The following is a 24,939-nucleotide window of genomic DNA, read 5'->3' on the forward strand; positions in this document are numbered from 1 at the left end:
TCCTTTATTGAATCCGTTTAAATAACCGCTCTAATTCATAATTTGAAAAATTGATAATGACCGGTCTGCCATGTGGGCAAGTGAACGGATCTTGCATTTCGCCTAATTGATCGATTAAGTCTGCCATTTCGTTTGGTTTAAGGTAGTGATTAGCTTTAATAGATCTTTTACAACTCATCATAATCGCTGCTTCCTCTCTAAACTTCGCAATGTCGACCTTTTTATGACGAATGACATACTCGATCATGTCTTTAATCATCTCTTCGACGTTTTCTTGTGGGAACCATACAGGATAACTGTCTACAATGTAATCATGACCGCCGAATGGTTCTAAAAAGATGCCTGCTTCTCGTAACGGGTCAAGGTGTTGCTCAATAATCAGTTGCTCATCTTTCGTAAAGTTAAACGTTAATGGAATGAGCAAACTTTGGTTTTCATTGTTGACTTCACCAATTTTATCTCGATAATATTCATATTTAATCCGCTCTTGTGCTGCATGTTGGTCAATCAAATACATCCCTTCATCGTTTTGTGCAATAATATAGGTGCCATGAACTTGACCTACCACTTCCATGTAGGGCACACGTCGCTTTGGTTTGTCGGATGGTTGTGGATGATTTTGTTGTATTTCAGAAACGGTTGCTCCGTCTGAACTGTCGTCAGTCGAGTTCACTTCATTTATAGGTGATGGCGCCTCCACCATATCATTTAACAATGCACGTTGACGTTCAGCGTAATCATCGTTTGTTTCTGATGTTGTTGGTGTTTTAGCCGTGTCTGACGGTTCTGTTACATCTGTGTATGGTGCGGGTTCTTCGTCAATCGTCATTTCTTTGTTTGAATGCGATGTCTGTGTTTGTGCTGCTTGTATTTGATCAAACGCCATTTTTTGTTGTTCAAATTGTTCTAGCACTTTTTTCGGCTCATATTTTGATTTTAAATCATTTTTCGGAATGAGCAATTGGTCTTTAAACGCTTCACGAATTTTCGCTACAATTAAATCAAACAACTGATCTTCTTTCGACAACCGTACTTCTAATTTCGTCGGATGCACATTCACATCAACTAAAACCGGGTCCATTTCAATATTTAAATAGACTATTGGATAACGGCCAATCATCATTAATGTGTGATAGCCTTCTTGTACCGCTTTGTTTAACAAAAAGTTTTTAATATAGCGCCCATTAATGAACAATGAAATGTAATGACGGTTACTTCTTGAATGTTCCGGTTTTGCGACATATCCTGTTAAATGATAGTCACTCGTATCTCCTTCAATGCGGATTAAATCACGCGCGACTTTCATGCCGTAGATTTCAGCCATCACTTCATTTGTGCGTCCTGAACCATTCGTCTGTAAAATCTTCTTCCCATCATTCGATAAGGCAATGCGAATGTCTGGATGACTCATGGCCATACGGTTGACAATATCTGTAATTTTGCCTAGTTCCGTATATAAACTTTTAATATATTTTAAGCGTGCTGGCGTATTATAAAATAGTGCATCTACACGAATGTCAGTCCCTTTTCGCGCTTTGGCAGGCTTTTCAGAAATGATTTCGCCCTCTTCAGCATACACTTCATAACCGGCCACACCATCCGTGGATGTTTGTAGCGTCACCTTAGCGACAGAAGCAATACTCGCCAGTGCCTCACCACGAAAACCTAAAGTACGAATATGGAACAGGTCATCATCTTCTACTAATTTACTCGTCGCATGTCGATGAAATACAAGACCTAGATCATCTTGTAAAATACCCGAGCCGTTATCGACCACACGAATGGAGGCAATTCCTGATTCTATCACTTCAATATTAATTTCAGTCGCACCCGCATCTATACTATTTTCTAACAGCTCTTTCACGACAGAACTTGGACGTTCGACCACTTCACCGGCTGCAATTTTATTTGCTAATGAAGTGTGTAACGTTTTAATTTTACCCATAAGCTCTTCACCTTCTATTGTAATCTATTTTGGAGTTCGCTTAATTTCACTAATGCTTCAATCGGTGTCATTTGAGAAAGATTCAGTTGCTTAATTTCGAACTCAATTTCACTTACTTCAGCTTCAGACATAAATAAATCAAACGTCGGCTGTTCAAATTGTGGCGGCTCTTCAGCAACTGTCGATGCTTTTACACTTGTCGGGCTGACCGACTTTTGGTCCACGGTCGATGTATACGTCACTTGTGCTTTTTCATGCGCTTCAAACGTATCCAAAATCACTTGTGCACGTGCAATGACTTGTTCTGGTAAATCTGCGAGTTGTGCAACTTGAATGCCGTAACTATTCGCAACTGCACCGTCTTTCACTTTATGCAAGAAAATGAGTTCACCTTGATATTCATCCGCCGCCACGTGTACATTTTTCAAGCTTGGCAAATGTTGTTCAAGCTCTGTCAATTCATGATAATGCGTTGAAAATAACGTCTTTGCTTGTGACGTTTCTGCAACATATTCAATCATCGCTTGTGCGAGTGCTAAGCCGTCATATGTTGAAGTGCCACGTCCAATTTCATCAAAAATGATTAAACTGTCAGCCGTCGCATATTTTAATGCTTTTTGTGCTTCTAACATTTCGACCATAAACGTACTTTTACCAGATACTAAATCATCGGCCGCACCAATACGTGTAAAAATTTGATCGAAAATCGGTAACGTTGCGGATTGACAAGGAACAAAAGCGCCCATCTGTGCCATAATACTAATAATCGCCACTTGACGCATATACGTTGATTTACCTGACATATTCGGTCCAGTAATTAAATAAATGAACTGCTCTGTATTTAATAGACAATCATTCGGCACATAATCATTATAGTCCATCACACGTTCAACAACCGGATGACGAGAGTCGACTAACTTTAACGTTTTATCTTCACTAAATTGTGGTCGCACGTAATTATACTGTTGCGCAATTTCTGCAAAACTTTGTAAACAGTCAATTTCTGAAATGATTTTTGCTTGTTGTTGCAAACGTTCAATATACGTTTTTACCTGTTCACGTAACGCCACGAACAATTGATACTCGAGTTCAATCGCTTTGTCTTGCGCACCCAGAATAATTGCTTCTTTTTCTTTCAATTCATCCGTAATGAAACGCTCTGCATTGGATAATGTTTGTTTTCGCTCATAACCAAATGCACTCGGATCAAATTGTGATAAATTGGCACGTGTAATTTCGATATAATAACCGAATACTTTATTAAAACTAATTTTTAAAGATTTAATGCCTGTGCGTTCACGTTCTTGTGCTTGTAATTCTGCCAACCACTGTTTACCATTTTTCGAAGCATCCAAATATTGATCGAGTTCTTCATTAAATCCTGCTTTAAACAAACCGCCTTCTTTCACTGAAAGCGGTGGTTCATCGACAAGACTGTCCGACAACACTTGCAGTAAGTCATCCAACGGTTCTAAAGCATTAAAATGAGCAATAGCTTCATGTTCAATTGATTGCAATAACGCTTTAATCGCTGGAATTTGTGCAATTGAATGTTTGAGTTGCACTAAATCTTTCGCATTGACATTTCCAAAACTGACACGACCGACAAGTCTTTCAATGTCGTATACTTCCGTTAAATAGTCACGTAACGTGTCACGCTCAATGAAATAATGTAAAAATTGATCGACAGCATCATGTCGTTTCGCAATTTCAGCTTGTTGAATAAGTGGACGATCAACCCACTGTTTCAACCTTCTTGCGCCCATAGGTGTTTTCGTCTTGTCCATTAACCAAAGTAACGTCCCTTTTTTCGACTTCAAACGAATACTTTCTGTTAACTCAAGATTACGTTTCGCATAGTAATCCATTTTCATATAATCGAGTGCCTTGTATTCAACAGCCGCTTCAATATGAGACATATCTCTTTTTTGCGTATCATAAATATAATCTAACACAATTTGTATCGCTTGATGCATTAAAGGATGTGACAAACTGTTCACAGAATAATTTTGATCTGAGACTTGTTCAACGACAGTAATCGTTTCTGTAATCATATTCAGTTGACGTTGTAGCGTTTCTGATAATGGTTCAGTCACGACAATTTCATTTGGGCGAATTGTCGTAATTTCATTAATAAGCGTACTTTCATCTTCAAAATGCGTCACCTTTAATTCTCCGGTGGACACATCACAATAACTTAGCGCATAACCATCCGCCTTCACAAAACTTAAAATATAGTTGTTTTGTGTATCATCCACGCCACCTTTTTCCATCACTGTACCTGGCGTAATGATACGAACGACTTCACGTTTCACCATCCCTTTCACTTGGCGCGGATCTTCCATTTGTTCACAAATCGCAACTTTATACCCATTCTGAATTAACGTTTCAATATAACTATCTGCAGAATGATAAGGCACACCCGCCATTGGAATCGGATTATCTTTTTTAGCGTCGCGTTTCGTCAATGTAATTTCAAGCACACGAGACGCCGTAATCGCATCGTCATAAAACATCTCATAAAAATCACCAAGTCTAAAAAACAGTAAAGCATCTTGATGTTGTGCTTTAATACTCAAGTATTGCTTCATCATTGGCGTGACATTTGACATATATTTCTCACATTCCTTTATTTGAGTTTATGTAATACTTTGCTACAAAAGCAGCCCTCTATGTATGAATATTAATAATGATCATAAAAAACTTGCATTTCATCAAAAAAACAATTGATAGATCTCCGTTCTAGACCATTGAATCACTTTTAAGTAATCTAGCAGTGCTCATTTTCGTACCATTCAAAATCCGCTCAGACTTTAACTAAGTATTTGATTGCAAGAACCATACACGACTTCTGAGGGCCTAGTGTTTAAATCATATTATTGTCTCTTCATTTTTTGAGCGGTAGTTGTTTAACGCCGTAGCTGCCTGACTGCTCAATGCCTATGCTTTTGAGCAGTCGAGTCAGCCTAGCGAGGGGAGTATGACGAAATCTTTGTTGCACGTCAGATTTCTATACTGCTCCCGAAAATTTAATTTAGCGTCCTTCGAATGTAAACATCAATCAAGCCAAATTGAATTGACGCACAGCCCTTAGGAACGCGAGGCACGATTCTGCAAACTGAAATAATGCAAGCTTAAAACCAACAAGCAAATTAAGCATAAAAGGCTGAGAGTATAAACGCGTTGTTTAAGCCCCCAGCCCCTCATCTTTCATGTGTTCTACTTCTAAGTCAATCCTACCCACACACTGCTTTCATCGTTCAATTGTTATTTTCGATACTTTCGATTTAAATCTAAATGCTTTAATACGCCTCGTCGTTTCAACAAAATGAGCAACGCGTAACTTATGGATGCGCCGATCATGCTTGAAACGATAAACGCTGCCATTAAAGGCTTAATTAAAAAGTGATCGACATTTAAAATCCAAGCGAGTGGAATACAAACTAAACTGCCAATAATTCCTGTGCCAATCACTTCACCAATAGCAGCGACAAACAGGTGTCGGTTCACATAGTAAAATAAACTTCCGAGTAAGACCCCAATCATGCTTCCTGGAAAGGCAAATGGTGTACCCGTACCAAACATTACGCGTATGCACGACGATAAAAATGCCTGCGCGAGTCCATACCATGGTCCAAGAATGACGACGCTGAGTACATTCACGAAATGTTGTACAGGTGCTGCTTTAATCGCCCCTAATGGTATGACAATCACTGTGCTTAATACAACATTGACTGCAATAAAGAGAGCGGTCAGTGTTAGTTTACGTGTGTTCAAACTTATCACTCTCCGACAGAGCTGAGGGCAATTTATCCACTCTATCCACTTATATCATTCGTGCGTTTGATCGTCCTCAGCCTCGATATTTTCTTGTTGAATTCTAGCTGATAAAGTCCCAATCACAACATGTAACAGTTCGTTCGCTTCATGTTGTGCCTTTTTAAATTCATTCACAATTGGGATTCCATCGATTTTGGTTTGTATTTCTTCAATTTTTTCTTCAGAGCGCGCAAAAGCGACAGGCTTATCGTAATTTTGTAGATTAACGGATTGCTTTTGATTTTGCTTTAACTCTGCCATATATTGCGCAATTTGCTCATTTTGATGAATTTGTGTTTCAATCCGTTGGTAATGTTGTATCGTTTCTAATGATTGAATGGATGCACTTAACTTTTGAGCCGATTCCAAAATCATTTCACGTGAATACATCTATACCGTCACCATCGTTGTTTCACTCACACCTACAAATTCACCATTTAATGAATATTGTTTCGCTTCAACAATTTTGACATCTACAATTTTACCGATAACAGATTTTGGCGCACGGAAGTTGACTAATTTGTTCTTTTCAGTGTACCCCGCTAAAACTGCTTCATCTTTCTTACTTGCACCTTCACATAATACGCGAACTGTTTCACCTTCATACGCTTTTAATGCACGTGAAGAATATTCACCGACAAGACGGTTTAAACGCTGCAAACGCTCTTTCTTTACATCAGTCGGTACATTGTCTTTCATTTTAGCAGCAGGTGTACCGTCACGTTGTGAATAAAGATACGTATAAGCATGTTCAAAGCCGACTGCTTCATATAAAGATAACGTTTCTTCAAATTGTGCTTCTGTTTCATTCGGGTAACCTACAATGATGTCTGTTGTTAAAGCAACATCTGGCATTGCTGCTTTAATACGTGCTACGAGATCAAGATAGCTTTCACGCGTGTATTTACGCCCCATAATTTTCAACACTTGGTCATTACCTGATTGCACCGGCAAGTGAATATGCGGCACAATATTACCACCTTCAGCAATGACTTCAATCATACGGTCTGTAAAGTCCCATGGATGGCTTGTTGTAAAGCGAACACGCGGAATATCAATTTTTGAAATGTCCGCCAATAAATCGCCTAAACCATACTCAAGATCTTCGATGTCTTTCCCGTATGCATTCACGTTTTGGCCAAGTAATGTAATTTCTTGATAGCCTTGACGTGCTAGATCACGCACTTCTTCAATAATATCTTCTGGGCGACGACTACGCTCTTTACCACGTGTAAACGGCACAATACAATATGTACAAAATTTGTCGCAACCGTACATAATATTCACCCATGCTTTAATACGGCCTTGACGCACTTTAGGTAAGTTCTCAATGACATCGCCTTCTTTAGACCATACTTCTACCACCATTGCTTTAGATAAATAAGCTTCTTCTAAAATTTGTGGTAAGCGGTGAATATTATGCGTACCAAAAATCATATCGACATTTTGGTATGATTTTAAAATTTTATTCACAACAGATTCTTCTTGTGACATACATCCACAAACACCAATTAAGCAATCTGGGCGCTCTTGCTTAATATGCTTTAAGTTCCCAATCTCACCAAACACTTTATTTTCCGCATTTTCACGAATAGCACACGTGTTTAATAAAATAACGTCGGCCGTATTCACATCTTCTGTCGGTGTATAACCTAAAGCTGTCAAAATCCCTGCCATGACTTCTGTATCATGCGCATTCATTTGACAACCATATGTTTTAATTAAAAATGTCCGACCTTTCCCCATACCGCGAAATTTCTCATCAATTTGGAAATCACGGTTATATTGCACAGTTTCTTTGCCACGTTTTTTCGCGTCTTTAAGACTTGGTGGTTGATAAACGTGTTCAAAATTAAAATATTTACTATAATCTTTTTCTTCTTTACTGTCACGTTGCGCTAAGACATCAATCGTTCCAGCTTTTCTTTGTTCTTCATTCACATGCAAAACCCTTTCTGCCCATATATCATTAGTTCATTATATTAAAAATCTAGGGAAAGTGCAAAATGATATCTTGTAAATTCAATTGAAGTTGTGCAATTGATTAAGCCATTTCGTCATACTTGCCCGTTAACGTTTCGATACTAATACCTTCAGTCACATGATAAAACTTCACTTGGCTAATAATGCTTGGTGATTCGAGTTCAACCATACGCTCGTTCATTTTTTGAATTAAGATTAATAAACTACTCATTTCGCCTTCAATCGTTGTTTCTAATGGTCCGACGCGATAATTTAAGCCTGATTCATCTATCACTTTGATCGCTTCATCCACAAAAGGGATCACATCTTCTCCATGAGGTGTTTGTGGGATAATTTGAATGCTCATTAACGTATCTATCATATGAAAACCTCCTTAATACATTTTATTATGACTTTGATTACATCACGTTGCAAAAATAAAGGTCTTTCAGTTGGTAGGTTTGCATTTGCCATTGATTTGACTTCTATTTTTAAGCTACGAAAAGACTATAATTTTCTTAACTTTCATTTAATGGTTGAAAGTGATGCAAAAAAATAAGACTAGGCACATGTGCGACCCTAGCCTTATTATTAGTACGATATTTAGTGTGCGTGAATACGCTTAAATATATGAAACTTTTTATATAAATTGCTTTGTAAATGACTCAAACTGCTCTTCTGTTAAATTCAAGTCTTGATGTGCTAATGGGGTTTCTGCTAAGCCATCAATTTGTGACTCATATGAAGGTGTTGTCGTATCTTGGTAGACAATCCCTTTCACTAATGAATCATGCTCAATCACAGTTTGTAGTGCAGCTTGTTTATTGCTGACATCATAATTTTCAATATCATCAATAGCAGTTAAATTCTCTTTGAACCAGTCATACGTATTGATTTTATTGTATGTGACACATGGTGAAAAAACGTTGACAAATGAAAAACCATCGTGATTAATCGCATCTTCAATGATCTTCGTTAACGCTTTAATATCACTAGAGAAACCTTGCGCAACAAATGTCGCTCCTGAAGATAATGCCAACTCTAACGGTGCCACGTTTTGTTCGATGTTACCTTTAGGCGTTGTTTTAGTTACAAATCCTGGTGCTGATGAAGGTGATGTTTGTCCTTTAGTCAGGCCGTAAATTTGGTTGTCCATCACGATGTAAGTGATATTCATATTTCGGCGTAATGCATGAATTGTATGCCCCATACCGATAGCGTAACCATCACCGTCACCACCAGAAGCAATAACAGTAAGATCACGATTGGCCATTTTCACACCTTGAGCAAGTGGTAATGCACGACCATGAATGGAATGGACTCCGTATGAGTTCACATAACCTGAAAGACGTCCTGAACAACCAATCCCTGTAATGAGTGCTACTTCATCTGGTTCTAATCCAACGTTTGCAGCTGCTTTTTGGATAGCCGCTTGTACTGAGAAGTCACCACAGCCTGGACACCAATTGGGTTTCACATTATTTCTAAAATCTTTAAACGTAGCCAATTACACTCTCTCCTTTAATGCATTCAAAATTTCTAAACCTTTATCCTCAATTTCGTGTGGTAAAAATGGTGTACCATCATATTTGGTTTGTTTGATGAGTTTGTCACCTAAGTTCACGTTCATTTTAATAATATTTGCCAGTTGACCTTGATAGTTATGTTCAACAACAACGACTTTTTTCGCTTTATCCACAGCATCTTGAATGACTTCTGTTGGGAATGGATGTAATTGTCGAATTTGTAAATGGTTAATGTGGTAGCCTTGTTGTTCTAAACGTAAAGTCCCTTCTTGGATTGCACCTTTTGTTGAAATAAATCCAAGGTATAAAATATCCGCATCATCATGTGTTGTTGTACCTTCTACCGGTTTTGGAATGACTAATTTTTCTGTCTTGCGCATACGTTTATCCATTTGATTTTGACGATTTTCTGCTGCTTCACTCGGCTTACCTTCTTCGTTATGCTCGACGCCTGTCACGTGGTGAATGCCACCCTTAACACCCGGAATTGGACGTGGTGATACGCCAGATTCTGTAACGGCATAACGTTTGAAGTAGTCTTTGTCGTCCTCATCTCTTTCAATGTCTTCCGTAATCGTTGCACCTCGACGAATTTCAATTTTTGAATGATCGAGTGCTTTCACAGTTTGCTTACCTAATGACAGTTGTAAGTCACTTAATAAGATGACTGGACATTGATATTCTTCAGCTAAGTTAAATGCCTCTACAGTTAGGTAAAATGCGTCTTCTGCATCTGTTGGCGCAAGCACAATTTTCGGAATATCACCATGTGTACCGTAAATCATTTGCATTAAGTCAGACTGTTCTTGTTTTGTCGGTAAACCTGTCGATGGGCCACCACGTTGCGTATTAATGACTACAAATGGTGTTTCAGTCATCCCTGATAAACCTATTGCTTCCATCATTAATGATAAACCTGGACCCGCTGATGCTGTAAAGGCACGTACACCGCCGTAGTTTGCACCAATCGCCATCGTTGCAGCTGCAATTTCATCTTCTGTTTGAATGACTGAACCGCCTACTTTAGGTAAATTGTCGATCATATACTCCATGACTTCTGAAGCTGGTGTGATAGGATACGCTGCCATAAATCTTGAGCCCGCTGAAATGGCACCTAAACCAATCGCATCATTCCCGATCATATAAAGGTGAGGTACGCCGCTACTTTCTTCTAATTCAAAGTCTCCGTTCACTTCACCCATTTGTTCTTGCATTAAACGATAGCCTTCATTTAATGCTTGAATATTTAAGTCGACTACTTTTTCACCTTTTTTCTCGAACATATTCGTAATTAACGATTCAAAAGTATCCGTATTTAAGTGCATTAATGCCGCAGTTGCACCAATCGCTACCATGTTTTTCATTAAAGTCGTCCCTAATTCTTTAGCCACTTCTGTAAATGGTAGGACGATAAGTTGCGCCTTACTATCTTCTGGCTTCTCTGGTTTTGCTTTACTATCTGCCAAAATGACGCTATCTTCACGCATTTCGTGATGGTTCAACACAATTGTTTCTTGGTCGAACGCTACCAGAATATCTAAATCATCACTAATGGCATGCACAGGTGTTGTCGAAACACGGATTTTATTATTAGTATGACCACCTTTAATACGGCTTGAGAAATGACGATAACCGTATAAATAATAGCCTTTGCGGTTCATAGCAGTAGCGAAAATTTCACCCGTTGATTCGATACCTTCGCCTTGCTGACCTCCCACTTTCCATGATAATTGAGATTTCATAGATTTAGCCTCCTACACGTTTGAATTCACTCAATATTTTATCAAAACAACCCACCATTTGCTTTACAAAATAGTGGGTTTGAAAAAAATTCATACTAATGGCGGATAGGGATATATCACAATTCAGCCACTTTTTGAACGTATTTATATGATTACGCTTCAAATGGATGATCTTCATTAATTAAAATGCGATCAATTTTCTTCGCTGTGCCATCTTCTTTTAAATCAATAATGACACCTGACAATACGCTTCGTCCTTCATCCGGCACAACATGGCGTTGCGGTAAACTCGTAATAAAACGCTTAATGACTTCATCGCGGTTAATGCCTAATATACCGTCATAATACCCCGTCATCCCGACATCTGTAATATATGCCGTTCCTTGTGGCAAAATGCGATTATCTGACGTTTGTATATGGGTATGCGTACCTACAATTGCACTCACACGCCCATCTAAATACCACGCCATCGCATTTTTTTCTGAAGTCGTTTCAGCATGAAAATCGACAAAAATATAATCCGCTTCTTTTTCAGCTTCTGCAATCAGTTGATCTGCCTTTTTAAATGGATCGTCAATCATTGGCATAAAACTACGCCCTTGCAGGTTGATGACTGCCAATTTTTTAGCGTTAAGTTGAAGGATACGCATCCCAACGCCTGGTGCTTCATCTGGGAAATTGGCTGGACGCACAAGACGTGTCGCCTCATGAATAAAATCATAAATTTCACGTTGTCCATACGTGTGATTGCCCATCGTCATAAAATCGACACCTTCACGTAACAACTGCTTATATATTTTTTCAGTTAACCCTTTGCCGTGTGCTGCGTTTTCAGCATTCACAATCGTTAACGTAGGACGATAATGTTGTTTGAGTTTCGGTAACAGCTCTGAAATCGTTTGGCGACCGACCTTCCCAACAATATCACCTATAAATAAAATCCTCATATTTTTCGTCCTCTCTAATCCCCTTAATCGCTATTCTTTATCGTTTTTTAAATAGCAACCTTATCACTGGGGAGATGCAAAAACATTATAAAAGAGACGTCTCATCAACATTTTTGTCATGACACGTCCCTTGTTCATCGTCATGTTTGAACTGCTTGACATCACGATTTTACATGTATGTTGATACGTTTTATTGTACCGTTCTCACCATCGATGTCAATGTATGCGCGTAAAATTGTCGTCGCCAGTTGACGCGAACCTTTTTATCATACTTCATCAAGGCAGCGCTAACTCCATTTTGAAGATTTTTAGTCATTACGGCTATATCATTTACTCTGTCGTCACCTCAGTATTATCTGCTTTAACATACAGGAGACGAATTGCATTTAAAGCGACAATCAATGTTGCACCCATATCAGAAAATACCGCAATCCACAACGTTAACCAACCTGGAATCACAAGTAACAACGCTAATAATTTAATCGCAATTGCAAACGTAATATTTGCCTTAATCATACGCATTGTTTTTTGACTCAAACGATATGTAAAAGGTAACTTCGACATATCGTCACTGAGGAGTGCAATGTCCGCAGTTTCAAGTGCGGTATCTGTACTCGCACCCCCCATCGCAATACCCACTGATGCGCTCGCCAGTGCTGGTGCGTCATTCACCCCGTCACCGACCATCGCAACTGTCCCATATTGCTGTTTAAGCTGTTCAATTTCATTTAATTTATCAACAGGCATCAAATCTGCTTTAACATCTGACATGTGAAGTGTTTGCGCAATTGTTCGTGCTGTTTTCTCATTGTCTCCTGTCAACATAACGGTATGTTGAATGCCAAGCTCATGAAGCGTCTGTATCGCTTTTTGAGACTGTTCACGCACTTCATCTCGCACTGCAATTAATAGACGTAACACATCGTCCACTGACACGAGAATGACTGTATTTCCTTGCTCTTGTAATTGTTGAATTTGCGTTTTCATCGTCGATTGCGCCATTTTAAACATTTGCGGTTGTCCAATGATGAATTGACGCCCTTCAACGTTTGCCCTCACCCCTTGTCCTGTTTGTGAATGAAAATCTGTCACATCATATGAATCAAAATGGTGATGCTTTGTTTCAGCATAACGAACAATTGCCCGTGCTAGCGGATGATCCAAACGACTTTCGATAGCTGCAATTTGACCAATCAGCTCGGTGTCATCACGCATCTCTGTTAATGGCAGAACAGTGGTCACTTCAGGGTGCCCCTTCGTCAGTGTCCCTGTTTTATCAAAAGCTAACGCACGAACACGACTGATTTGTTCTAGGTGGATGCCCCCTTTAATGAGCACACCATTTTTTGCTGCATTACCAATACTTGATACGATAGAAATTGGAGTTGCAATGACTAACGCACAAGGGCAGCCGACAACAAGCACGGCCAAACCTTGATAAACCCATGTTAAAAACGATTGATGTAACACTACTGGTGGCACTATCGCAACGAGTAACGCGATAACCATAATGGCGGGGGTATAATAACGCGCAAACTTTTCAATAAATGCTTGTGCTGGTGTTTGATTTAATTGTGCTTCTTCAACGAGTTGAATCATTTTCGCTAATGTCGTATGTGCTGCTGTTTTCGTGACACGCACTTCAAGGATGCCATCTTCATTCAATGTCCCAGCAAAAACTTCTGCACCTCCCACTTTTTCAACCGGCATCGACTCACCAGTAATCGCGGCCTGATTCACTGCAGCACGGCCCTCAACGACAACACCGTCTAACGCAATTTTTTGTCCCGGTTTAATATATAACTTTTCACCGATTACAATGTCATCCACAGGTACCTTTACATGTTGACCGTCCCTTAAAACTGTCGCTTCATCTGGCGCGATATCCATTAAAGATTGCATCGACTGACGTGCTTTATCCATAGAAAACGTTTCAAGTGCCTCACTCATCGCAAATAAAATGACGACCGCTGCAACTTCTCCCCATTGACCAATGATTGCACCACCGATAACCGCAATCGTCATCAATGTATGCATATCAAATTCAACATGCACTAAATTTTTAACACCACGGATGAGTAGCGCGCTTCCACTTAATAATATCGAACAAGCGAATAGTAAAATTGTCATCAAATGGTTTTCGCCGCTCATCAAATGTGAAATGTAACCAAGTAGCATGAACAACGTCGCTACACATATAGATTGATGCGCTTTATAAAACTGTTTGACCTTATCAAACCAAGAGGTCGGTTGCGCCATTGTGCTTCGGTCAGCGTTCGCACTAATCTTTTTCCGCTCATCTAATGTCAATTTTAAATTTTCAAATGCGCCCGCCCCTTCTAATTCTTCTACAGTTGGGTCGCCCGTTACATAAATTTTCGAAGCACCAAAATTGACTTGTGCCTCTTCAACTGACGCAAGACCCCGGACATTTCTTTCAAATTTCCCAGCACAATTGGCGCATGATAAACCTTCTATTCTGTAAGTTTTACGACTTTGAATCATCATCATCCACTTCTTTCTTATGTTCAATAGATATCATCATCAATTGTCGAATATGTTCATCATACAAACGATAAAATGCACGTTTGCCTGATTTGCGAAAAGTCACAATGCCGTTTTTATAAAGAGATCTCAGGTGGTGAGACGCATTAGCAACGGTTACATTTAAAATTTCCGCAATATCACAAACACACAATTCATTATGATGACAAAGCACGAGGACAATTTTAGAGCGGTTAATGTCGGCAATACTCTTAAACATTTGACTCACCTGTTCAATATTCGAAGCGGCAATCTCCTCTTTTGACTGTTGTACAGCTTCAACGTCAATACTAAAAGTATCACAAGTTGCAATTTTTTGAGTCATAACATCTTCATATCCTTCTTATATATTATTTTTACATTTAAATTATAACTTCTTTTCACAGAACATTCAAGCATTCGTTTGAATGAAAAATATGATTAATTGATAACGAAGAGGGTAATGCACTTTTAGGAAGACTTATGGTTCGATTCAATCATAAGTGAGGTATAAGACAAAAACGAGGAGATGTTTTATCATTTATGTCAATTCATATTGATCCAGAAAAATTTGCAGAACTTGTAGTGAGCGCAAATCCGTCTAAAAAGTTAAAACCTGAAGAAATCGCAAAAGAAAGTATTGATTTGTATATTCACGCCTATCGTATGGCAGAACGCTACACGAATATTTCTTCAAATTGCTATGATACCGCAAGTGCATTGGAAGCGTTGAAAGAGACAGAATTAAATCTTTATAGATAAGACATCATATGATTTTGAAATGAGCCTTTAATGCGAACAACAAGCAATACTTAACGCACAGAAAAAAGCAAGTTTCTTTATACCCTTTAATAAAGAAACTTGCTTTTCGTTTTCATACGCAATTATTTCGCATATTCAATTGCTCTCGTCTCACGAACGACTGTCACTTTGATATGACCCGGATATTGCAATTCACCTTCAATTTGATTTTTAATATCTCGCGCTAAACGGTGAGATTTTAAATCATCAATCGTATCAGGTTCTACAATAACACGAATTTCTCGACCTGCTTGAATCGCAAAGGCCTTTTCAACACCTTCATAATTCTCAGAGATTTCTTCTAAACGCTCTAAACGCTTGATGTAATTCTCTAATGTTTCTTTTCTTGCCCCTGGTCTTGCAGCAGATAATGCATCAGCTGCAGCAACTAAAATTGAAATGATAGAAGTTGGCTCCACATCACCATGATGAGAGTGTATCGCATTAATCACTGTTTCAGGCTCGCCATATTTTTTAGCTAACTCCACACCAATTTCTACGTGACTGCCTTCCACTTCATGGTCAATGGCCTTACCAATATCATGTAATAAACCTGCACGTTTCGCTAATGTCACATCTTCATTCAGTTCTGCAGCGAGCATACCTGACAAATGTGCAACTTCAATAGAATGTTTCAAAACATTTTGACCGTAACTTGTACGGTAATGCATACGACCTAATATTTTAATTAAATCTGGATGCATATTATGAACATTTAATTCGAATGTTGCATGTTCACCAGCGTCACGAATAATTTCGTCTACTTCACGTCTTGATTTTTCAACCATATCTTCTATGCGTCCAGGATGAATACGCCCATCTGATACTAGATTAATTAATGCTGTTTTCGCAATTTCTCGACGTATCGGGTCAAAACCTGATAAAATAACTGCTTCTGGCGTATCATCAATAATCAAATCAATACCTGTAAGCGTTTCTAATGTACGAATGTTTCGACCTTCACGACCAATAATTCGCCCTTTCATTTCATCATTAGGCAAGTTTACTACTGAAACTGTTGATTCAGAAGTATGATCTGCAGCAAAACGTTGCACTACTGTAGCGAGCAACTCTTTAGCATTTTGGTTTACTTTTTCTTTTGCTTCATTTTCTTTTTCTTTAACAAGTACTGCAATATCTTGTGACAACTCATCTTCTACACGCGATAATTGTTCTTTACGTGCTTCTTCTTGTGTGAGACCGGAGATGCGTTCTAGTTCTTGTTCGTGCTTCATTATTATCGATTGAACACTACTCTCTTTTGCATCTACTTGTTGTTGTCTTTCTTCAAGTTTAGATTCTTTTTGCTCTAAAATCTCATCCTTCTTATCAAGTAGATCAGATTTTCGCTCCAAGTTTTCCTCTTTTTGAAGAAGTCGGGATTCTTGCCTTTGAAGCTCAGTACGTCGTTCTCTAAGTTCGTTTTCAACACGTTCTCGGAGAATTTGGTTTTCTTCTTTCGCTTCGATTAACTTCTCTTTTTTAAGGTTTTCTGCTTCTTTGTTTGCTTGTTCAAGAATATCTTTCGCAGTTTGCTTCGCTTGCAACTGCTTTTGGTAAATCAAGTTTTGGGCGATAAAATACCCTACAACAACTCCTAGAATGATACCCAGCAAAATAAGTAAGAGGCTTAATAAATTCACACAAACACCTCCTTTTTCTAGGATTTCGTTCTGTATGTTAATAAATCTATATGATTATATGGATAAAAATAAGAATCATACAAGTTCAATTGTACGTTTTGAACAACGAAAAATCAAGGTTTCTGTCGTGATTACAAATAAAAAGCGATGAACACAGAATGAATGAATCCTGCCAACATCGCTTTTTTATTGGACACAGTACTTTTCAAATGAATTTTAGACATTGTTATTCATCAAAAAGCGTTTGTGTTTCTTCTTGTTCAGATTCTTCTACATCACCATCATAAATGCCGAGTTTTTCACGTAATTTACGGTCAATTTCATCTTCAAGTTTAGGGTTTTCAAGTAGAAATTGTTTTACATTCTCTTTACCTTGACCCATACGCTCACCGTTATATGAATACCAAGCACCTGATTTATCAACGATGTCGTATTGTACACCTAAATCAATCAATTCTCCTTCGCGTGAAATCCCTTTACCATACATGATATCCACTTCTGCGACTTTGAATGGTGGTGCGACTTTATTTTTAACCACTTTAATTTTAGTACGGTTACCTACAATATCTTGACCTTGTTTCAATTGTTCAGCACGACGCACTTCTAAACGAACTGAGCTGTAGAATTTCAGAGCTCGGCCCCCTGGTGTCGTTTCAGGGTTACCGAACATAACGCCTACTTTTTCACGAATTTGGTTAATAAAGATAGCTGTTGTTTTTGATTTTGAAATGGCTGCAGAAAGTTTACGCAATGCTTGAGACATTAAACGCGCTTGTAAACCAACATGCGTATCACCCATTTCACCTTCAATTTCAGCTTTAGGAGTCAATGCCGCAACTGAGTCAACAATGATAATATCCACTGCGCCACTTCTGACAAACGCCTCTGCAATTTCAAGACCTTGTTCCCCGTGGTCTGGTTGTGAAAGGTATAAGTTATCAATATCTACACCTAATGCTTCAGCGTAAACTGGATCGAGTGCGTGTTCGGCATCAATAAATGCGGCAACACCGCCATTTTTTTGTACTTCAGCAATGGCATGTAAAGCAACCGTTGTTTTACCAGAACTTTCGGGGCCATAAACTTCGATGATACGACCTTTAGGATAGCCGCCAACCCCTAATGCATGGTCTAGCGTTACCGAACCACTTGAAACACTTGAAACACGGCGATCTTTATTCTCGCCCAGTTTCATTACGGCACCTTTACCAAATGATTTTTCCATGTTTTTAATTACTGTATCTAGCGCTTTTTGACGTTCATTATCCAATTTAGGACCCCCTACTTGATCGAAATTTCCTTTTAATTTAACTCTACTATACATGGTATTAAATCAAATTACAAGTGTTTTGCGAATGTTTGTTCGTTATTTTTGGACTGCATTTTCTCCAAAATAGAACGCATGTACTTATATTTGATCAATTAATGACTGGTTTTCAGGAAATTTTAACCAATTTAACCACGTAATTAAAATATAATTTTGACTTCTGTCACGTTGCAGATGCCTCATTTGCGTCATTTTAATAGTTTTAACTTGAAATGAATCGCCAGCTAATAATCCAATATAAACTGTGTTATCTTGTGACAGTATGCTGATGGCCTGTTCGCTGTCATAAAGTGCTTGCACAAACAACGCCGCTGAATAGAGCTGATCTTCAATTGCAACAGATGCATCTAAAAATTGCGGGTGATGTAGCATATACCCTTTCAATAAATGTTGTGAATCTTCTTGCTTTAAACGGGCATGTAATAACCCATCTGTCACTTGGTCATATACCGTAAACGTTTGATGTTGTAATTGTAAAACCGCACGCTCAGGCGTCATGTCATCCGAGCCATAGTAATACAATCCGATACGTTTTAATATTTCTTGTTTTATCGGTGCAATTAACTGCTTTGTTACTTCCTTACTCTCACCACTTGCTGTAAGACGAATTGTCACTTCATGCGTTCCTGCTAATGGCGCAATCGTCGGGTTGGACTGTGCATCAATCAAGTCCATCAGTTCCGTTTCAACTTGTGATTCGCCAATACCGCAAAAACGTAAAACTTCTGATTCAATCGTTTGACCACCTTGAGAGAAGTGTGGGATCAATTCATTTTCGACCATTGGCTGAAGTTCTTTAGGTGGTCCAGGCAACATCACGATATGTTGATTGTCATGCCGGACGTAAATACCTGGCGCCATGCCGACTTGATTTGCTAAAACTTCTGCACCTTCAATGACTAAAGCCTGTTGTTTATTGTTCGGTGTCATAACTTTACCATGTTGTTTGAAGTAATCTTCTATATAATCCATTGCTTCTTGATTCATGACAAGGTCTTTGTTCAACACTTCTGCTACTGTTTGTTTCGTTAAATCATCTTTCGTCGGACCAAGTCCCCCTGTAAATATGAGCACATCATATTGTTGTAAAGCACGTCTTGTCACATTTTCAAGACGTTGCGCATTATCTCCAACTACAATATGTTCTAACACATGATGTCCCGCTTCATTAAATTTTTGCGATACGAATTGCGCATTCGTATTCACAATTTGGCCTAGCAGCAGTTCTGATCCCACTGCGATAATACATACTTTCATATTTTCGTCCCCCATCTCTCGTTCGTGTGGATTGTCGTATTCATTACATTTCATTTTATCTTACATCACTATTTTATAAAAAAGAAAAACGCTAAAAAGAATAAAAAAATGACTAGGAAACTGACCCTAGCCATTCATGTTTGTTATTAATCAATGAAATATTGTTACAAAAAATGATGGTTGCTTCATTGTCATCATCATTTTTAAATAGGTGCATTGCTTATTTTTTATCTTGTAAAAATACGTCGCGGCCTTTGTAAAAATACTCAATACCAGAAAGTACTGTGAAAAAGACACCGATGTATAATAACACCTGTCCTAAGCTGAAACCAATCCACTGGCTGAAAGGTTCTCCTAATAAAATTAAAATCAATGCAACCATCGTCACTGCCGTTTTAATCTTGCCTAATTGACCCGCAGCACTGACAAAACCTTGTTCAATTTGCAATAAACGTAATCCTGTCACTGCAAATTCACGGGCAATAATAATGACTGCAACGACTGAATTCGTTAAACCAAGTTCGACGAGAACAATCAGTGCAGCAGAAACGAGTAGTTTGTCTGCAAGTGGGTCTAAAAATTTCCCCATATTCGTAACAATTTGCCATTTACGTGCTAAATAACCATCTAAAAAGTCACTTAACGACGCCAAAATAAAGATGATTCCACTAATTAAAAATTCAATACGAATCGGCTGTCCTCCCAAAAATGTCACTTGCCCCATCCCAAAATCTACAAGTGCAAATAACATAAAAATAGGGATTAAAATAACACGAAAGACGGTAATCTGATTCGGTATATTCATGTTTGCTCCTCTTTTCACTCAATCTATATCTGATACGCTTATTATAACATAAGGGTCATGAGCACCCAAAGTACCGCTGTAACAGCTGTCAATAAACCGATTAAAATCGCCACTTTTTTAGGTTGTTGATCTGTTTGTGTAAAAGTTAGCACCTCTTTTTGCTGGGCGATTTGTTCTAATATCACGTGGGCTTGATGTTGGACTGCAGGGAGTTCTTCATGATGTTTTTCCATGAGTATACGTCCATCGATATTGACAGATTGTGCATATTTTTGAATAAACCCACGAATGTGGTTCGGATGTTTGAACTGATCAAAACGATTTTGTTCGATATCCACGAGGGTCTCTCGTTGAATTTGCGTTCTTTTTTCTAGTTCAGTTAACGTCATACCTAAACGTTCTCTTTTGCTTTGTAATACTTCTCCAATGGTCCGCATCTGTTATTCCCTCCATCGTTACAATGAACCGAATCCATCACCAAAACCGTCACCAAAGCCACCAAAAGTATCACCAAAATCTAAATTATTTTTACTTCTGACTGTTTTCTTTTTCATTTCTTCATATTCAATTTCTTGGTTTTCTTCGGCACGCAATTCGATAATATAATCAAAATCATCCATAATATAGTCACTCGCTTCAACAAATAAATCCGGATGTTCCACTACTTTGACAGATGGTAAGGTCATGACTTCTTTCACGAGTTCCTGATGTTTCGGATTCGTTTCTCTTGCTGTCACAGCACCATCGATAATGTACACATGATCTTTATCGTATTCACCTTTAATTAAAGAACTTCGCACCGTTTGTTTAATAAGTGTCGAACTGATAAACAACCATTTTTTATGCGCTGAAACACTGCCCGCAACGATAGATTCTGTTTTACCGACACGTGGCATGCCTCGAATACCGATCAATTTGTGTCCTTCTTCTTTAAATAACTCTGCCATAAAGTCAACGAGTAACCCTAAATCATCTCTTTCAAAACGGAATATTTTTTTGTCATGTTCGTCTTGTTTTACATATCGTCCGTGTCTTACTGCAAGTCTATCTTTCAATTCAGGCTCGCGTAACACTCTTAACGAAATGTCATCAATTTCTTTTAACAATGTCTCAAAACGTTTAATCTTTTCTTCGCTATCTGATTTAATAATAAAGGCACGAATGGACTGATCGATACCGTTAATCGTTCCGATATTTATGCCCATCATCCCTAATAAACTCGAAACGTCACCTAATAACCCTGCACGATTCACATTAATTTGATATTCTAAGTACCATTCGCGTTTTTCTCGTGTAATCATTAAAATCCCCCTTAATGTCAACAGTGGCTTTTATCTTTAATCCCCATTATATCAAACTAGCAATACCAACCACCATTGATACGTTGAACTGTACCGGTTACACTTTGCGATAATGGCGATAATAAAAAGCGCGTGGCGTGTGCAATTTCATTTGGGTCAACCCAACGATTTTGAGGCACTTCCTCTAACAATGCTGTACGTGCTGCATGATCGAGACCATCCGTCATTGAACCCGCGACGACACCAGGGGCAATCGCATTGACGGTCACTGATGTACGAGCTAATTCTTTGGCCAACGATTTTACAAAACCAATTTGTGCCGCTTTCATACTAGAATAAATCGTTTCAAAGCTAGCCCCCGTTTCACCCCAAATAGACGAAATCGCTACAATTCTGCCGTGTGGACTTTGAATGAGTTGGCTAACAAAATATTGTGTCATTTTAATGAAATGAAAAACATGGACTTGATACGCTTCATGAATATCGGTATCTGTCATATCTTGTAGCATGCCAAATAAACTATGACCACTCGCATAAATGAGTGCATCTAAATTGCGCACAAAACCTAATTTTTCCTCGAGATTTACAGGTTGAGACAAATCCAGTTGCACAAATTGCACAGGTTGCCCTTGAAATTCATCCATCAAAGTTGCTAACGGAGTGTGATGATATGTCACAATCACTTCATAACCATTTGAAAGAAGATCATGCGTTATTGCACGACCTATTGTTCCAGAACCACCGATGACGATTGCTTTCATGGCTTTTTAATCTCCAAACGACTATCGACAAGTGCATTCATATCGATACGACGGCGAACGGTTTCATTCATCGTATCTAACGTAATACTATCGATCACATTCAATAATTCAAATAAACTCACACCATCAAAATAAAACTTCGTGGATTGATTCGCGATATATTCTGGTGCATTTAAGCTCGAGATATATTCACCAATAAATTGACGTTTTAACAAATCGAACGCGTGTTGGTCATCTAAGGTACCGATTCGTGCACGTAATTCGTCTAATAGTAACGTTTTTAACTGTTCAGGTTCTGTCGTTGCCGATGTGATTAATGAAAAACTGTATGTCGGCTCAATGACTGTTTGATAGCTGAACGTATCATCAATTAAATCTTGGCTCAATAACGACTGATAAAAATTCGTTTCTTCACCATAGATCATCTCAAAGAAAAATGACATTTCGATATCTTCTTTGACACCTTGACGGCGAGACAAATCATAGACTGGATGTTTCAAGCCGAGCATGATTCTTGGCGATTGAAGGGCCATCGATTCAACGACTTGGTGCTCAATCACTTCGATAGGTTCATTGAGTGGATCACGTTCAATCTCTGGTTGTGCCACGATTCCGCGTGCATCTTCATGTGTACGAACTAAATTTTCAATATGCTCAGGATCAACATCACCAACAACAAATAGCACCATATTAGAAGGGTGGTAAAACGTTTCATAGCATAAATATAAATCGTCTTTCGTAATTTCATAAATGCTCTCAACTGACCCTGCAATATCGACACGTACGGGATGATCTTGATACATCGCACGTAACGTATTAAACATCAAACGGTATCCCGGCTGCTCTTGATACATTTTAATTTCTTCTGCAATAATGCCTTTTTCTTTTTCTACTGATGCTTCTGAAAAATAAGGTGACTCTACCATTTTTAATAAACGTAAAATGTTGTCGTCAATATGGTTTGTTGCGCTAAATAAATAACTCGTACGGTCGAAGCTTGTAAATGCGTTCACTTGCGCATCATGTTCGGCAAATTCTGTAAATAAGTCGCCTTCTTCCTTTTCAAACAACTTGTGCTCTAAGAAATGAGCAACACCATCTGGGACTGAAACGAATTCATCTGCACCATGTGGTTTAAAACGATGGTCTAATGAACCAAACTGCGTTGTATATGTCACAAACGTTTTTTGAAAATCCTTCTTTGGAATAATGAACATGTTCAAGCCGTTCGCCAAAGTAGAATGATAGACCGTTTCATCAATTTGTTGATAGTATGTTTTATTCATCTGTATCATCCTCCTTTGTCAAAATATAAATCGTATCAAGATGCGCATTTTGACAGAGACGTTGAATGTCTTCATGTTTAACGGCTTGTATACGTGCTTCATATTGGTCATCCGTTTCTGGAACTTCGAGCAACAATTGATTATGCATCATTTCAATCATATTTTTCGGACGGTCTTTCGATTCCTTACGTCCCGATAAAATGATTTTCTTCGCTAATGCCATTTTGTCCTCTGTAAAGTCCCCTGTTTTAAAACGGTTAAATGCCTCAATAATCGTTTCTTTGGCTAATTGGTAATCTTTGGCTGAAACGCCGCTCATGACGAATAGGAAACCATTTTTGCCATCAATTTGTGAATGAATTGAGTAAGCAAGACTCTTTTGTTCTCGGACTTCATTGAATAACACTGATGAAGGGTCTCCACCAAACATCATATTGAACACAAGAAATGCATAAAAATCTTTTTCACCATATTGGGTAGGAAAACGAAAACCCATGTTTAATTTTGCCTGATCTACACTGTCTTGTTCAATCACTTCATTAACAGGTGCATCATGCTGAATATGTTGACCGAATTGTGTCGCTTGATATGTAAAAGGTTGAATATTAAATTCTGATTGTATATGTTGAATTGTAGCTTCTTCCTCAACATTGCCTACCACGTATACTGAACAGTAGTCATCATTTAACATCGAACGATATGTATCATATAAGTCTGTCGCTGTAATGCTATCAATTTCATCTAGGTCGCCTGCTGCCATATAACGGTAAGGATGCTCACCAAACATATGCTTAAGTAAACGTAAATACGCAATTTGTGATTTATTATCTTCAATCGCTGTCAGTTTTTTCTTCAATAAACTTTTCTCTTGTGCAACAAACGTTTCATCAAAGGCACCATTTTTAACAAGTGGATTCAGAATGACCTCTTTTAATAATGCGATCCCTTTGTCAAACAATGATTCATCATCTAACAAATAACGTTCATTTACAATTTCAAGTGTAACAGTAATGACGTGGCGGTCTTTGTACTTCGACACGTAACTATTGACATAAGCACCATACAATTCAGAGAGATATTGATTGAATACTTTATCTGTTGGAAATTGTTGTGTGGCACGGACGAGTAATTTACTTAACAAAGAACGTTGAGTCATCGTTTTTTTATCTAATGGGGCCATGAATTTAAATGTCATCGTCGTCGTTTTAAATTTGTTTGTTGATAAAACGGATATACGTTGATCCGGGTAATCTTGAAGTTGTTTCATGCAACTCCTCCTTTAACAATGGTTTTG

The 24,939-nt window shown here is 38.4% G+C and carries 21 protein-coding genes; 1 reads left to right on the forward strand and 20 read right to left on the reverse strand.

Annotation, left to right across the window (positions count from 1 at the left end; genetic code table 11):
- Positions 1-4 precede the first annotated feature (4 nt).
- From mutL to P3U61_RS07210, 11 genes are all read right to left on the reverse strand, one after another.
- Positions 5-1,945 (reverse strand): DNA mismatch repair endonuclease MutL, encoded by a 1,941-nt coding sequence (gene mutL, locus P3U61_RS07160; RefSeq protein ID WP_100040094.1) that lies wholly within the window; start codon positions 1,943-1,945, stop codon positions 5-7.
- A 14-nt stretch (positions 1,946-1,959) separates the two neighbouring features.
- Positions 1,960-4,557, reverse strand: a complete 2,598-nt coding sequence (gene mutS, locus P3U61_RS07165) for a DNA mismatch repair protein MutS (protein ID WP_014614035.1) — start codon at positions 4,555-4,557, stop codon at positions 1,960-1,962.
- Between the two features lie 655 nt (positions 4,558-5,212).
- Positions 5,213-5,722, reverse strand: coding sequence for an energy coupling factor transporter S component ThiW (thiW, locus tag P3U61_RS07170; protein ID WP_014614036.1), 510 nt, complete (start codon positions 5,720-5,722; stop codon positions 5,213-5,215).
- Between the two features lie 54 nt (positions 5,723-5,776).
- Positions 5,777-6,154 carry a YlbF family regulator gene (locus tag P3U61_RS07175; protein ID WP_014614037.1) on the reverse strand — a complete coding sequence of 126 codons (378 nt, stop codon included), beginning with the start codon at positions 6,152-6,154 and terminating at the stop codon, positions 5,777-5,779.
- Positions 6,155-7,705 (reverse strand): tRNA (N6-isopentenyl adenosine(37)-C2)-methylthiotransferase MiaB, encoded by a 1,551-nt coding sequence (gene miaB, locus P3U61_RS07180; protein WP_014614038.1) that lies wholly within the window; start codon positions 7,703-7,705, stop codon positions 6,155-6,157.
- A 103-nt stretch (positions 7,706-7,808) separates the two neighbouring features.
- Complete coding sequence (locus tag P3U61_RS07185) at positions 7,809-8,108, reverse strand: thiamine-binding protein (RefSeq protein WP_014614039.1); 300 nt, start codon at positions 8,106-8,108, stop codon at positions 7,809-7,811.
- A 258-nt stretch (positions 8,109-8,366) separates the two neighbouring features.
- On the reverse strand, positions 8,367-9,233 hold the full coding sequence (locus P3U61_RS07190) for a 2-oxoacid:ferredoxin oxidoreductase subunit beta (protein ID WP_014614040.1): 867 nt from the start codon (positions 9,231-9,233) through the stop codon (positions 8,367-8,369).
- Positions 9,234-10,994: a 2-oxoacid:acceptor oxidoreductase subunit alpha gene (locus P3U61_RS07195; protein ID WP_014614041.1), complete on the reverse strand. Its 1,761-nt coding sequence runs from the start codon at positions 10,992-10,994 to the stop codon at positions 9,234-9,236.
- A 152-nt stretch (positions 10,995-11,146) separates the two neighbouring features.
- Positions 11,147-11,941: a TIGR00282 family metallophosphoesterase gene (locus P3U61_RS07200; RefSeq protein WP_101457676.1), complete on the reverse strand. Its 795-nt coding sequence runs from the start codon at positions 11,939-11,941 to the stop codon at positions 11,147-11,149.
- 330 nt (positions 11,942-12,271) lie between these two features.
- The gene (locus P3U61_RS07205) at positions 12,272-14,446 is read right to left on the reverse strand and encodes a heavy metal translocating P-type ATPase (RefSeq protein ID WP_101457677.1); all 2,175 of its coding nucleotides are present in this window, start codon (positions 14,444-14,446) and stop codon (positions 12,272-12,274) included.
- The gene (locus P3U61_RS07210; protein WP_014614045.1) at positions 14,430-14,810 is read right to left on the reverse strand and encodes an ArsR/SmtB family transcription factor; all 381 of its coding nucleotides are present in this window, start codon (positions 14,808-14,810) and stop codon (positions 14,430-14,432) included. Before P3U61_RS07210 ends, P3U61_RS07205 begins: the two co-directional genes overlap by 17 nt.
- A 197-nt stretch (positions 14,811-15,007) precedes the next feature.
- Between P3U61_RS07210 and P3U61_RS07215 the strand changes: the two genes are divergently transcribed.
- Positions 15,008-15,226: a hypothetical protein gene (locus P3U61_RS07215; protein WP_014614046.1), complete on the forward strand. Its 219-nt coding sequence runs from the start codon at positions 15,008-15,010 to the stop codon at positions 15,224-15,226.
- Between the two features lie 122 nt (positions 15,227-15,348).
- Here the strand turns inward: P3U61_RS07215 and rny are convergent, their stop codons facing one another.
- The 9 genes from rny to yfmF all read right to left on the reverse strand — a co-directional run bounded on the left by rny (position 15,349) and on the right by yfmF (position 24,912).
- A complete protein-coding gene (rny, locus tag P3U61_RS07220) occupies positions 15,349-16,908 on the reverse strand; it encodes a ribonuclease Y (RefSeq protein WP_014614047.1) in 1,560 nt (519 codons plus the stop codon).
- 226 nt (positions 16,909-17,134) lie between these two features.
- Positions 17,135-18,178 (reverse strand): recombinase RecA, encoded by a 1,044-nt coding sequence (gene recA, locus P3U61_RS07225; protein ID WP_014614049.1) that lies wholly within the window; start codon positions 18,176-18,178, stop codon positions 17,135-17,137.
- A gap of 138 nt (positions 18,179-18,316) precedes the next feature.
- Positions 18,317-19,492 (reverse strand): CinA family nicotinamide mononucleotide deamidase-related protein, encoded by a 1,176-nt coding sequence (locus P3U61_RS07230; RefSeq protein ID WP_015729058.1) that lies wholly within the window; start codon positions 19,490-19,492, stop codon positions 18,317-18,319.
- Positions 19,493-19,712: 220 nt separating this feature from the next.
- Positions 19,713-20,297 carry a CDP-diacylglycerol--glycerol-3-phosphate 3-phosphatidyltransferase gene (gene pgsA / locus P3U61_RS07235; protein WP_014614051.1) on the reverse strand — a complete coding sequence of 195 codons (585 nt, stop codon included), beginning with the start codon at positions 20,295-20,297 and terminating at the stop codon, positions 19,713-19,715.
- Between the two features lie 41 nt (positions 20,298-20,338).
- Positions 20,339-20,734, reverse strand: a complete 396-nt coding sequence (locus P3U61_RS07240; RefSeq protein WP_014614052.1) for a helix-turn-helix domain-containing protein — start codon at positions 20,732-20,734, stop codon at positions 20,339-20,341.
- Positions 20,735-20,752: 18 nt separating this feature from the next.
- Positions 20,753-21,598, reverse strand: a complete 846-nt coding sequence (locus tag P3U61_RS07245; RefSeq protein ID WP_014614053.1) for a DUF3388 domain-containing protein — start codon at positions 21,596-21,598, stop codon at positions 20,753-20,755.
- Positions 21,599-21,654: 56 nt separating this feature from the next.
- Entirely contained in the window at positions 21,655-22,359 is a 705-nt protein-coding gene (gene ymfI / locus P3U61_RS07250) for an elongation factor P 5-aminopentanone reductase (protein WP_037543163.1), read from the reverse strand.
- On the reverse strand, positions 22,356-23,645 hold the full coding sequence (yfmH, locus tag P3U61_RS07255; protein WP_063284344.1) for an EF-P 5-aminopentanol modification-associated protein YfmH: 1,290 nt from the start codon (positions 23,643-23,645) through the stop codon (positions 22,356-22,358). Before yfmH ends, ymfI begins: the two co-directional genes overlap by 4 nt.
- On the reverse strand, positions 23,638-24,912 hold the full coding sequence (yfmF, locus tag P3U61_RS07260; RefSeq protein WP_037543167.1) for an EF-P 5-aminopentanol modification-associated protein YfmF: 1,275 nt from the start codon (positions 24,910-24,912) through the stop codon (positions 23,638-23,640). Before yfmF ends, yfmH begins: the two co-directional genes overlap by 8 nt.
- Between the last annotated feature and the right edge of the window lie 27 nt (positions 24,913-24,939).

Source organism: Staphylococcus pseudintermedius (assembly GCF_034042775.1).
GTDB classification, from domain to species: Bacteria; Bacillota; Bacilli; order Staphylococcales; family Staphylococcaceae; genus Staphylococcus; species Staphylococcus pseudintermedius.